The sequence below is a fragment of the Streptomyces sp. R21 genome (assembly GCF_041051975.1).
Lineage (GTDB): Bacteria > Actinomycetota > Actinomycetes > Streptomycetales > Streptomycetaceae > Streptomyces.
This window is the reverse complement of record NZ_CP163435.1, coordinates 3,045,883-3,057,365: the sequence shown is the minus strand read 5'-3', so window position 1 is coordinate 3,057,365 and position 11,483 is coordinate 3,045,883. Positions and strand designations below refer to the sequence as shown.

General features: G+C 69.7%; 9 protein-coding genes and 1 pseudogene. 7 read left to right on the top strand and 3 right to left on the bottom strand.

The window, feature by feature from the left end:
• The first annotated feature begins 150 nt into the window (after window positions 1–150).
• On the top strand, window positions 151–1,875 hold the full coding sequence (locus tag AB5J56_RS13555) for an RNA polymerase sigma factor (protein ID WP_369242534.1): 1,725 nt from the start codon (window positions 151–153) through the stop codon (window positions 1,873–1,875).
• Between the two features lie 23 nt (window positions 1,876–1,898).
• Here AB5J56_RS13555 and AB5J56_RS13550 read toward each other — a convergent pair whose 3' ends face one another.
• Both AB5J56_RS13550 and AB5J56_RS13545 read right to left on the bottom strand, forming a co-directional pair.
• On the bottom strand, window positions 1,899–2,582 hold the full coding sequence (locus AB5J56_RS13550; RefSeq protein ID WP_369232962.1) for a glycerophosphodiester phosphodiesterase: 684 nt from the start codon (window positions 2,580–2,582) through the stop codon (window positions 1,899–1,901).
• Between the two features lie 25 nt (window positions 2,583–2,607).
• Window positions 2,608–3,724, bottom strand: a pseudogene (locus AB5J56_RS13545) (adenosine deaminase).
• A gap of 872 nt (window positions 3,725–4,596) precedes the next feature.
• Here AB5J56_RS13545 and AB5J56_RS13540 point away from each other — a divergent pair.
• The gene (locus AB5J56_RS13540; RefSeq protein ID WP_369232961.1) at window positions 4,597–4,917 is read left to right on the top strand and encodes a DUF4190 domain-containing protein; all 321 of its coding nucleotides are present in this window, start codon (window positions 4,597–4,599) and stop codon (window positions 4,915–4,917) included.
• Between the two features lie 10 nt (window positions 4,918–4,927).
• Here AB5J56_RS13540 and AB5J56_RS13535 read toward each other — a convergent pair whose 3' ends face one another.
• The gene (locus tag AB5J56_RS13535; RefSeq protein WP_369232960.1) at window positions 4,928–5,488 is read right to left on the bottom strand and encodes an NADAR family protein; all 561 of its coding nucleotides are present in this window, start codon (window positions 5,486–5,488) and stop codon (window positions 4,928–4,930) included.
• A gap of 228 nt (window positions 5,489–5,716) precedes the next feature.
• Here AB5J56_RS13535 and AB5J56_RS13530 point away from each other — a divergent pair, with 228 nt between their 5' ends.
• The 5 genes from AB5J56_RS13530 to AB5J56_RS13510 all read left to right on the top strand — a co-directional run bounded on the left by AB5J56_RS13530 (window position 5,717) and on the right by AB5J56_RS13510 (window position 11,469).
• Window positions 5,717–7,243: a gamma-aminobutyraldehyde dehydrogenase gene (locus AB5J56_RS13530; RefSeq protein ID WP_369232959.1), complete on the top strand. Its 1,527-nt coding sequence runs from the start codon at window positions 5,717–5,719 to the stop codon at window positions 7,241–7,243.
• A gap of 88 nt (window positions 7,244–7,331) precedes the next feature.
• Window positions 7,332–8,579, top strand: a complete 1,248-nt coding sequence (locus tag AB5J56_RS13525; RefSeq protein WP_369232958.1) for a spermidine/putrescine ABC transporter substrate-binding protein — start codon at window positions 7,332–7,334, stop codon at window positions 8,577–8,579.
• Window positions 8,576–9,739, top strand: coding sequence for an ABC transporter ATP-binding protein (locus AB5J56_RS13520; protein ID WP_369232957.1), 1,164 nt, complete (start codon window positions 8,576–8,578; stop codon window positions 9,737–9,739). Before AB5J56_RS13525 ends, AB5J56_RS13520 begins: the two co-directional genes overlap by 4 nt.
• Window positions 9,739–10,668, top strand: a complete 930-nt coding sequence (locus AB5J56_RS13515) for an ABC transporter permease (RefSeq protein WP_369232956.1) — start codon at window positions 9,739–9,741, stop codon at window positions 10,666–10,668. The genes AB5J56_RS13520 and AB5J56_RS13515 overlap by 1 nt, the downstream gene beginning before the upstream one ends.
• Window positions 10,669–11,469: an ABC transporter permease gene (locus AB5J56_RS13510; protein ID WP_369232955.1), complete on the top strand. Its 801-nt coding sequence runs from the start codon at window positions 10,669–10,671 to the stop codon at window positions 11,467–11,469. It abuts the gene before it with no gap.
• The last annotated feature ends 14 nt before the right edge of the window (window positions 11,470–11,483 follow it).

The following is an 11,483-nucleotide window of genomic DNA, read 5'->3' as shown; positions in this document are numbered from 1 at the left end:
GCGCAAGGGTCGCCCCTAGGGGGTTCGGGAGGGTCCTCGCGGGGGCGAAAGTCACGCGCCGCCCACCCTCGCGAAAAACTGTTATCGCGGAGCGTCCCCCTCCGTCTCCCGAGGTGAAACGTCGTGGACATGGCCCCGTGCGCCGTGGCGATGGACAAGAAGGTACGTTCCGAAGACGAAAAGACCAGGGGAAGGACGGACGTGGACGGGCGGGAGTGGCGCTCCACCATCGCGGCCGCGCAGGCCGGTGACCGGCGCGCGCTCGACGAGCTGGTCGCCGGCTGGCTGCCCCTCGTCTACAACATCGTCGGCCGCGCCCTGAACGGACACGCGGACGTCGACGACGTCGTGCAGGAGACCATGCTGCGCGCCGTCGACAACCTCGGCTCGCTGCGCGACCCGGACAGCTTCCGGTCCTGGCTGGTAGCCATCGCCATGCGCCAGATACGGGACCGGGCGCGCCGCCGGACCTCCGAGACACTCGACGACGGCGCCGGCGACCAGGCCGCCGACTTCGCCGAACTGACCGTGCTGCGGCTCCAGTTGGAGGGGCAGCGGCGCGAGGTCGCGGAAGCCGTGCGCTGGCTCGACGACGAGGACCGCGAGCTGCTGTCGCTGTGGTGGCTGGAGGTCGCGGGCGAACTCACCCGGCGTGAACTGGCGGCCGCCGTCGGCATCAGCCGCCAGCACGCCGCCGTCCGGGTCCAGCGCATGAAGGCGCGACTGGAGGCGGCACGCGGCATCGTGCGCTCCCTCGGCTCGTCCTGCCCCGACCTGCGCGAGGTGACCGCCCGCTGGGACGGGCGGCCCGACTCGGTGTGGCGCAAGCGGCTCGCCCGGCACATCCGGGGCTGCGCCTTCTGTTCCGGGCCCGCCGAGACCGTCGTACCGGCCGAACGGCTCCTCGTCGGAATCGCCCTCGTCCCCGTGCCCGTCGGCTTCACGCTGTCCCTGGCGCTCGGCGGCAAGACAGCGGCGGCCGCGGCCGTGGCTGCCCCGGTCGGCTGGTCGGCGAAGGTGCTGGGCGTGCTGACCAAGCCCGCCGTCGCGGTGACGGCGGGCGCGACCCTCGCCGCCGGCGGCGCGTACGTCGTGACGCAGGTGCCGGACGCGCCGCCCCCGAAGGCCCTCGCACCGACGGCGGCGAGCACGGCACGTCCGCCGTCCCGCACCCCGTCCGCCGCACCGAGCCCGACACCCTCGGCCTCCCCGTCCGCCTCGCCTTCCCCTTCCGTTTCGGCCAAGGCCTACGGCACTGTCGTCGACGGCGTCGACGACGCCCCGGCGCCGGACGCGCGGCCCGCCGCCCTGCCGCACCGCCCCGAGTCCGGGATCACCAGCACCGGCGGCGCGCACGCCGTGATGAATCACCGCGGTGACGGCGTGACCCTCAAGGGACAGGGCTATGTCCTGGTGCGCTGGCAGATCTCCCCGAAGTACCGGCCGGGCGGGCTGGTCATGCCGAGCTGGACCGGGCTGAAGGGCAAGCTCTTCCACGTGGCGTCGGGCGGCGGCCGGCGGATGGACGACACCTTTCCGGACAGCGGCGACGGCTACACGTCCGGCATGGGCGGACCCACCATCGGCTACGCCGTACTGCCGGACGGCACCCAGCAGATGTGGCAGAACGAGTACTTCTACCTCGACGGCTCGGTCACCCTCACCGTGAACGAGCGGGGCGCCGACTACGGCCTGAGCGTCTTCCCGTCGAGCTGGACCGCGGCCGACACGGACATCACCACCGGCCCGGCCCAGGGCGCGATCCGCTACGGCCTCGTCCGCGACACTGGCAAGGACACCACCCCGGTACCGCAGTACGTCACGCGCACCAGCCCGGCCGATCCGGCGACGGTGGCCCAACACACCCGCTTGTAGGGCACGTTCAGAGGATTACCGGGTCACGCCTTGCGCAGGGCGCACAGCGCGTCGATGCGGTTGGTGGTGATCGAGTCCACGCCCACATCGAGGAGCCGCCGCATGGAGCGGCGGGTGTCGGGCGTCCACACCGACAGCAGGTAACCGTCGCGGTGGACGCGGGCGGTGAGTTCGCGGTCGACCAGGGCGAAGCGGTAGTTGATCCAGCGGGGCCGGACCGCCGCGAGCAGCGCGGGACGCGGTGGGGCGAGGGTCGTCCAGGTCAGCGCGATCTCCGCGGCGTGGTCGGCCGCGCGCACCGCGAGCATGGTCTCGGCGCCCGCGCAGTAGTACACCCGCTCCTCGGCCCCGCACTCACGCACGACGTCGACGATCCGGCGTACCGCCCGCCGGTCCGGGCCGCCCGGCAGGTCGATCATCAGCCGGGCGTCACCGGCCGCCGCCAGCGCGTCCACGAGCGTGGGCACCCCGCCGGCCGTGAGCCCGCGCACCTCGTCGAAGGAGAGCGAGCGCACCGGCCGGTCGTGCTCCCACAGCCGCTTCAGCGACCCGTCGTGCAGCAGGACCGGCACGTTGTCGCGGGTGAGTCGGACGTCGATCTCGACCGCGTCCGCGCCCAGGCGGAGCGCGGAACGCAGCGAGTCGACGGTGTTCTCACGGACGCGGTAGGGGTCGCCGCGATGGGCGACGGCAGTCACGGTGCGCATGCGCCCATTGTGAAGGTGGCGGGAGTCAGGGTGCGAGCCACGTCGAGGTGTACGTGTCGATCTCCTCGGCGAGCTTCTTCTTGCCGGGCTCGTCGAGGAAGGACGCGGCGACACCGTTCTTGGCGAGCGCGGCGAGACCCTGCTCGTCGAGGTCGAGGAGCCGGGCGGCGACCGCGTACTCGTTGTTGAGGTCGGTGCCGAACATCGGCGGGTCGTCCGAGTTGATGGTGACGAGCGCGCCCGCCGCCACCATCTCCTTGATCGGGTGCTCGTCGAGTGTGCGGACGGCGCGCGTGGCGATGTTGGAGGTCGGGCAGACCTCCAGGGCGATGCCGTTCTCGGCGAGGTGCGCGAGGAGCTTCGGGTCCTGTACCGAGCTCGTGCCGTGTCCGATGCGCTCGGCGCGCAGGTCCCGGAGGGCGTCCCAGACGGTGTCCGGTCCCGTCGTCTCGCCGGCGTGCGGCACGGAGCGCAGCCCGGCGGCGATGGCCCGGTCGAAGTACGGCTTGAACTGCGGCCTCGGTACGCCGATCTCCGGCCCGCCGAGCCCGAAGGAAACCAGGCCCTCGGGGCGCAACGAGTCCGTGGTGGCGAGCCGCACCGTCTCCTCCGCGGCCTCGAGACCGGCCTCACCGGGGATGTCGAAGCACCAGCGCAGGACGACACCGAGCTCGGCCTCGGCCGCCCTGCGCGCGTCCTCGATCGCCTCCATGAAGGCCCGCTCGTCGATGCCCCGGCGGGTGGAGGAGAAGGGAGTGAGGGTCAGCTCGGCGTAACGGATCTGCTGGCGGGCCATGTCCCGGGCGACCTCGTACGTCAGCAGCCGTACGTCCTCCGGGGTGCGGATGAGGTCGACGACGGACAGGTACACCTGGATGAAGTGGGCGAAGTCCGTGAACGTGAAGTAGTCCGCGAGGGCCTCGTGATCGGTCGGCACCTGCGAGTCGGGGTGCCGGGCGGCGAGAGTGGAGACGATGCGCGGGGAGGCGGAGCCGACATGGTGCACATGCAGTTCGGCCTTGGGCAGTCCGGCGATGAAGGCGTGCAGATCGCGGGTGTCGGCGTGCTGGGTCAAGGGGTTCCTCCCCGGGAACGGCGCCTGCGGACCATGGCCGGCGGGCGCGGGTGATCGGCTGATCGATGACTCAGGGTTCATCGTAGGACGCGCCCTACGCCGCCGGATCTCGGGCCGTAACATGACGGAACGTACGGCAGAGCAGAGGGGACACCACCCATGCCCGACGACGCGCAGGCCCCGGACCCCCCGGAAGCCGCCGCCTCGTGGCCTTGGGCGCCCCCGACCGCTTCCGCGTCGCCGACAGACGGCAGCGCACCGGCTCTCGCTCCGGAGGACGATGCGGGCCGCCTTTCCTCGCTGTCCTCCGGGCAGGACGACACGCAGGCACCGCAAGCCGCCGCACCGTTGCCGTGGGCGTCCCCGGTCGCTTCCGCGTCGCCGGCGGACGGCAGCGCACCGGCTCTCGCTCCGGAGGACGATGCGGGCCGTCTTTCCTCGCTGTCCTCCGGGCAGGACGACGCACAGGCACCGCAAGCCGCCGCACCGGTGCCGTGGGCGTCCCCGGTCGCTTCCGCATTCTCCGCCGACAGCAGCGCACCGGCTTCGCTCTCGGAGGAGTCGATGCCCACCGCGTCTGCCGGTCCAGCGGACGCGACGCCCGCTGCAAGCCGCGCCATCCCCACGTCCCAGGTCCCCCTGGACAAGGCCGCCGGCGACCGGGGCCCGGAGCCGAATCTGTGGGCGCCCCCGGTGGACACGCCCCGGCCTGCGCGGGGCACCCCTCCCGCGTATCCCTCTGCCGCTTTCCTTTCTTCTCCTCCTGCTCCCGCAGCTCCCTTTGGCCCCGGCGAGCCCGTCCCTCCGCCGCCCATTGGCCCGGAGGGTCCGGGGCAGTCGCCGTACGGTTATGGCTACGGCTATCCGGCATACGGCCACCCGCAGGCTCCGCACCACCATCACGGCGCCCCCGGCTACGGCTGGAACGCGATGCCGCTCGTGCCGAGCAACGGGATGGGCACCGCCGGGCTCGTGCTCGGCATCATCGCGGTCGTGGTGTTCTGCCTGTGGCCCCTGGCCATCGTGCTGGGCATCCTCGGGGTGATCTTCGGTGCGGTCGGGCGGCGCAAGGCGCGGCGGGGCGAGGCGACGAATGCGGGGCAGGCGCTCGCCGGGATCATCTGCGGAGCCGTCGGCATCGCGCTGGGCATCGCCGTGCTGGTGATCGTCCTGGTCGTGCCCGACGACAGCGGGGACGGCGCCTCGGACGACGGCGGCTTCTCCACCTCGCTGTCACTGGCCGTGGCGCCCAGCCGTTAGGCGCTGAGGCTCAGCCCCGCTCCCGCAGTCTCTCCCGTGCCTCCATCAGCGCGAATCCCAGCAGGTTCGGCCCCCTCCACTGCTCCGGATCCGCGGCCCGCTCGTCGTCCGCAGCGAGTCCGATGCCCCACACGCGGTCCACGGGGCTGGCCTCGACGAGCACCCGGTCGCCGGTGGCCAGCAGAAACGTCCGCAGATCGGCGTGCGCGGCGAACTTGTGGACGCTGCCCTCGACCACGATTCCGTAGCGCTCCCGCTCCCACAGGGAGTCGTCGAAACCGCGCACCAGCCGCCCCGCCTTCTTGGCGAGCGCGGGGTTGGGCGCGTCGATCGCGGCGCGCTCGGCCTCGGCGTCGCCGAACAGGCGCGCCTTCGCCGCCATCATCCAGTGCTCGGCCGTCGCATACGCCACGCCGTCCACGGTGAACGACGACGGCCACCACTGGCTCAGGCAGCTCGCGCCGACCTGTCCGTCCTGACGCGGCCGGTGTCCCCAGAAATGCAGGTACTTGACCCGTGCCCCCGCGCGGACTTCCCTGGTCAGGACTGCCAAAGAGTCGATCTTCCCCATGCACGCGAGTCTGGCACGCACCACTGACAATCCGTCCCGCCTTTTCCCCGTGGACTCGACACCTGGTCGACGCCTTCCTTAACTGATCGACAGAATTCGTCGCGTAACCAAAAGGCAACAACGGAATCACTTGTTGGAGTGCCATTGCTCTGTCAGGATCGGCACTCAAATCGAGCTGGAGCTACGCCGACCCCCGCTGGACGGGGAGGGGCGGCGGAGGAGAGCGACATGCACAATCCGGGCCATCGCTTCCAGGCGCAGGACCGTTTCGCGGACGGCGCGCAGTACATCGCCGGACGGCTGACCAAGGGCACCTCCGGCCGCACGCACGCGGTGGTCGACCCCGCCACCGGCGACGAGGTCTACACGTACGAACTGGCGAGCACCGTGGACGTGGACGCGGCCGTCGCCGCCGCCCGCCAGGCGTTCCCGGGCTGGTCGGGCGCCACCCCCGGCGAGCGCTCCGACGCACTGCACCGCTTCGCCGCCGTGCTCGCCGAGCGTGCCGAGGAGTTCGCGCAGGCCGAGTCCCTCCAGTGCGGAAAGCCGCTCAAGCTCACCCGTGAGTTCGACGTGCCCGGCACCATCGACAACACCGCGTTCTTCGCAGGCGCGGCCCGGCACCTCCAGGGCCAGTCCGCGGGCGAGTACTCCGGCGACCACACCTCGTACGTACGCCGGGAGCCCATCGGTGTCGTCGGCTCCATCGCGCCCTGGAACTACCCCCTGCAGATGGCCGCGTGGAAGATCCTCCCGGCCATCGCCGCGGGCAACACGATCGTGCTGAAGCCGGCCGAACTGACCCCGCTCACCTCGCTGCTCTTCGCCGAGGCGGCGACCGCGGCCGGGATCCCCGACGGGGTCGTCAACATCATCACGGGCGCCGGCAAGGACGCGGGCGAGCACCTCGTCGGCCACCCCGACGTCGCCATGACCTCGTTCACCGGGTCCACCGCCGTCGGCAAGCGGGTCGCCGAGATCGCCACCTCCACGGTCAAGCGGCTCCACCTCGAACTGGGCGGCAAGGCGCCCTTCGTGGTCTTCGACGACGCCGACGTGGACGCCGCCGTCAACGGCGCGGTCGCGGGCTCGCTCATCAACACCGGCCAGGACTGCACGGCCGCCACGCGCGCGTACGTGCAAAGGCCCCTCTACGAAGAGTTCGTCGCCAAGACGGCCGCCCTCATGGCGAGTGTCCGCGTGGGCGATCCCTTCGCGCCCGGCACCGACCTCGGCCCGCTCATCTCGCACGCCCAGCGCGACCGCGTCGCCGGATTCGTCGACCGGGCGCGTGGCTACGCGCGCGTGGTCACCGGCGGCGAGGTCCCGCAGGGGGACCTCAAGAGCGGCGCCTACTACCGGCCCACCCTGGTCGCCGACGCCGCCCAGGACAGCGAGATCGTGCAGTCCGAGATCTTCGGTCCCGTCCTGGTGGTGCTGCCCTTCGACAGCGACGACGAGGGCATCCGGCTCGCCAACGACACGCCGTACGGGCTCGCCGCCTCCGCCTGGAGCCGCGACGTCTACCGGGCCAACCGCGCCACCCGTGAGATCAAGGCGGGCTGCGTGTGGGTCAACGACCACATTCCGATCATCAGCGAGATGCCGCACGGCGGTTACAAGGCGTCCGGCTTCGGCAAGGACATGTCGGCGTACTCGTTCGAGGAGTACACCCAGATCAAGCACGTCATGTTCGACAACACCGCGGAGGTCAGGAAGTCCTGGCACCGCACGATCTTCGGGGACCGGCCGTAGCCGGTCGGTCGCACTCGACCGACCGGCCACCGCAGGGGGCAGACCAGGCCGCGACCAGGCCGCGACACTCCGGAAAGGCACCACGAGCATGGAGCAGTACGAGCCCGACCGACTCTCCCCGGTCCAACTGGCCGCCATGCGGCGCAGTTACAGGAACGGCAGGGCCTCTCTCAGCCGCCGTTCGCTGCTGCGCGCCTCCGCGGGCGGCGCGCTCGCCGTCGGCGGTCTCGGGGCGCTGAGCGGCTGCGGGATCCCCGCCGCCGGCAAGACCCAGGGCGGCGTCTCCGCCGAGGACCACTCGGCCAAGGAGAAGACAGTCAACTTCTCCAACTGGACCGAGTACATGGACGTGGACGACAGCGAGAAGCACCACCCCACGCTCGACACGTTCGCCAAGCGGACCGGCATCAAGGTCAAGTACACCGAGGACATCAACGACAACGTCGAGTTCTTCGGCAAGATCAAGCCGCAGCTCGCGGCGGGCCAGGACACCGGCCGCGACATCATCGTCGTCACCGACTGGCTCGCGGCCCGCCTCATCCGCTTCGGGTGGGTCCAGAAACTGGACGCGGCCAACCTGCCGCACGCCTACACCAACCTGTCGCAGCAGTTCCGCAACCCCGACTGGGACCCGGGCCGCGCCTACTCGTATCCCTGGCAGGGCATCTCGACCGTCATCGCGTACAACAAGAAGGCGCTCGACGGCATCGAGGTGAAGTCCATCTCCGACATGCTCGACAACCCCAAGCTCAAGGGGCGCGTCGGCTTCCTCTCGGAAATGCGCGACAGCATCGGCATGACGCTGCTCGACATGGGCAAGGACCCGGCGAAGTTCACCGACGACGACTTCGACGCGGCGATCGCCCGTCTCCAGAAGGCCGTCGACAAGGGCCAGATCCGCCGCTTCACCGGCAACGACTACACGGCCGACCTCACCAAGGGAGACCTCGCGGCCTGTGTCGCCTGGGCCGGTGACGTCGTCCAGCTCAAGGCCGACAGCCCGGACGTCGACTTCATCATCCCGGACAGCGGCTACCTGACGTCCTCGGACAACATGCTGATCCCCAACAAGGCGCGTCACAAGACGAACGCCGAGCGGCTCATGGACTACTACTACGAGCCCGAGCCGGCCGCCGAACTCGCCGCGTACATCAACTACGTGTGTCCCGTGGACGGGGTGAAGCCCTATCTCGCGAAGATCGACAAGGACGCGGCGAACAACCCGCTGATCATTCCTGACAAGGCCATGGCCGCCAAGTCGCACGCCTTCCGCTCACTGAGCCAGAAGGAAGAGACGGCCTACGAAGAGAAGTTCGCGAAGCTCACAGGGGTGTGACCACGATGACGAATGACAACAGCGGCGACGTCCGCCTCTCCGGGATCAGCAAGACGTACGACAACGGCTTCACCGCCGTGCAACCGCTGGACCTGACCGTGCCGCAGGGCTCCTTCTTCGCCCTGCTGGGCGCGTCGGGCTGCGGCAAGACCACCACCCTGCGCATGATCGCCGGCCTGGAGGATCCCAGCTCGGGCACCGTCCACCTCGGCGAGCAGGACGTGACGAACCTGCCGCCGTACAAGCGGCCGGTCAACACGGTCTTCCAGTCGTACGCCCTCTTCCCGCACCTCGACATCTTCGAGAACGTCGCCTTCGGCCTGCGCCGGCGCGGCATCAAGTCGGTGAAGAAGCAGGTCGAGGACATGCTCGACCTCGTACAACTGGGCGAGCAGGCCCGCAAGAAACCGCACCAGCTCTCCGGCGGTCAGCAGCAGCGTGTCGCCGTGGCCCGCGCGCTGATCAACCACCCCAAGGTGCTGCTTCTCGACGAGCCGCTCGGCGCCCTCGACCTCAAGCTGCGCCGCCAGATGCAGCTGGAGCTCAAGCGCATCCAGACCGAGGTCGGCATCACGTTCATCCACGTCACGCACGACCAGGAGGAGGCCATGACCATGGCCGACACGGTCGCCGTGATGAACGCGGGCCGCGTCGAACAGCTCGGCTCGCCCGCCGACCTGTACGAGAACCCCAACACCACGTTCGTCGCGAACTTCCTCGGCACGTCCAACCTGATCGAGGCCGAGGTCGACTCCAAGAGCGGCGACGAGATCGTCCTCAAGGCGGGCGGCGGCAAGCTGCTGCTGCCCGAGGCGCGATGTTCGGCGCCCACGACGACCGGCGGCAAGGTGCTGGTCGGCGTACGCCCCGAGAAGATCTCGCTGACGCACGCCGACGAGGCCGGGGAGATCCCGGTGGGCCGCAACCGCATCACCGGCAAGATCGCCGACTCCAGCTTCATCGGCGTCTCCACGCAGTACGTCATCGACAGCGCCGTCTGCCCGGAGTTCGAGGTCTACGCCCAGAACGTCGACCGCGACTCCCGGCTGGTGCCCGGCGCCGACGTCGTCCTGCACTGGAACCCGGCGCACACCTTCGGCCTGGACGCGGCGCAGGACATAGACGCCGGTGTCGAGTCGGTCGAGGAAGAGGCCGCCTGATGTCGACCCTCACCGAGGCGCCACCGCCTCTCGCGCCCACCGCGCCCGAGAAGAAGCCCCCACGCAGAAGGGGCCGCCTGACGCCGTACTGGCTGCTGCTGCCCGGCATGCTGTGGCTGGTCGTCTTCTTCGCGCTGCCGATGGTCTACCAGGCCTCCACGTCCGTGCAGACGGGCTCCCTGGAGGACGGCTTCAAGGTCACCTGGCACTTCCAGACGTACTGGGACGCGCTGGTCGACTACTACCCGCAGTTCCTGCGCTCCATCCTCTACGCGGGCTCGGCGACGATCCTGTGCCTGCTGCTCGGCTACCCGCTGGCGTATCTGATCGCCTTCCGCGCGGGCCGCTGGCGCAACCTGATCATGATCCTGGTGATCGCGCCGTTCTTCACCAGCTTCCTGATCCGCACGCTCGCCTGGAAGACGATCCTCGCGGACGGCGGCCCGGTCGTCGGCGCCCTCAACTCGCTGCACGTCCTGGACGTCACCAGCTGGCTGGGCATCACGGCCGGCGACCGCGTCCTCGCGACCCCGCTCGCGGTGGTCTGCGGTCTGACGTACAACTTCCTGCCGTTCATGATCCTGCCGCTCTACACCTCGCTGGAGCGGATCGACGGGCGGCTGCACGAGGCGGCGGGCGACCTGTACGCGCGGCCGTTCACCACCTTCCGCAAGGTGACCTTCCCGCTGTCGATGCCGGGTGTCGTCTCCGGAACGCTGCTGACCTTCATCCCGGCCAGCGGTGACTACGTGAACGCCGACCTGCTCGGTTCCACGGACACCCGCATGATCGGCAACGTCATCCAGACGCAGTTCCTGCGGATTCTCGACTATCCGACGGCCGCAGCGCTCTCGTTCATCCTCATGGCCGGAATCCTCTTCATGGTCACGTTCTACATCCGTAAGTCCGGGACGGAGGATCTGGTTTAAATGGCCTTCGTCAACTGGCTCAAGCGTCATTTCGTCGTCATCGCGGGACTGGGGACGCTCGGATATCTGCTGCTGCCCAACGTCGTCGTCACGGTGTTCTCCTTCAACAAGCCGAAGGGGCGCTTCAACTACGAGTGGCAGAACTTCTCCACGGGCGCCTGGCGCGACCCGTGCGGCGTCGCCGACATGTGCGGTTCGCTCTCGCTCAGCCTGCAGATCGCCGTCTGGGCGACGATCGGCGCCACCATCCTCGGCACGATGATCGCCTTCGCGCTGGTCCGCTACCGCTTCCGCGCGCGCGGCGCCGTGAACTCGCTGATCTTCCTGCCGATGGCGATGCCCGAGGTCGTCATGGCAGCCTCGCTGCTCACCCTCTTCCTCAACCTGGGCGCGCAGCTGGGCTTCTGGACGATCCTGATCGCCCACATCATGTTCTGCCTCAGCTTCGTCGTCACCGCGGTCAAGGCGCGCGTGATGTCGATGGACCCGCGCCTGGAGCAGGCGGCGCAGGACCTGTACGCCGGACCGGTGCAGACCTTCCTGCGCGTCACCCTGCCCATCGCGGCCCCGGGAATCGCCGCGGGCGCGCTGCTCGCCTTCGCGCTCTCCTTCGACGATTTCATCATCACCAATTTCAACGCGGGCTCGACCGTCACCTTCCCCATGTTCGTCTGGGGCTCGGCTCAGCGCGGAACACCCGTTCAGATCAATGTCATCGGTACGGCCATGTTCCTGGTCGCCGTACTGTTCGTCCTGTTCGCCATGGTCATCGGAAATCGCCGTAGCAGGCAAAAGGCGTAGCAGGTAAAAGCCGT

What these genes read in the sequence shown, in the direction of transcription:
- AB5J56_RS13535 (WP_369232960.1), bottom strand. Translation starts at nt 5,488, where the DNA reads ATGGGGAAGATCGACTCTTTGGCAGTCCTGACCAGGGAAGTCCGCGCG.
- AB5J56_RS13525 (WP_369232958.1), top strand. Translation starts at nt 7,332, where the DNA reads ATGGAGCAGTACGAGCCCGACCGACTCTCCCCGGTCCAACTGGCCGCC.
- AB5J56_RS13510 (WP_369232955.1), top strand. Translation starts at nt 10,669, where the DNA reads ATGGCCTTCGTCAACTGGCTCAAGCGTCATTTCGTCGTCATCGCGGGA.
- AB5J56_RS13515 (WP_369232956.1), top strand. Translation starts at nt 9,739, where the DNA reads ATGTCGACCCTCACCGAGGCGCCACCGCCTCTCGCGCCCACCGCGCCC.
- AB5J56_RS13550 (WP_369232962.1), bottom strand. Translation starts at nt 2,582, where the DNA reads ATGCGCACCGTGACTGCCGTCGCCCATCGCGGCGACCCCTACCGCGTC.
- AB5J56_RS13555 (WP_369242534.1), top strand. Translation starts at nt 151, where the DNA reads ATGGACAAGAAGGTACGTTCCGAAGACGAAAAGACCAGGGGAAGGACG.
- AB5J56_RS13530 (WP_369232959.1), top strand. Translation starts at nt 5,717, where the DNA reads ATGCACAATCCGGGCCATCGCTTCCAGGCGCAGGACCGTTTCGCGGAC.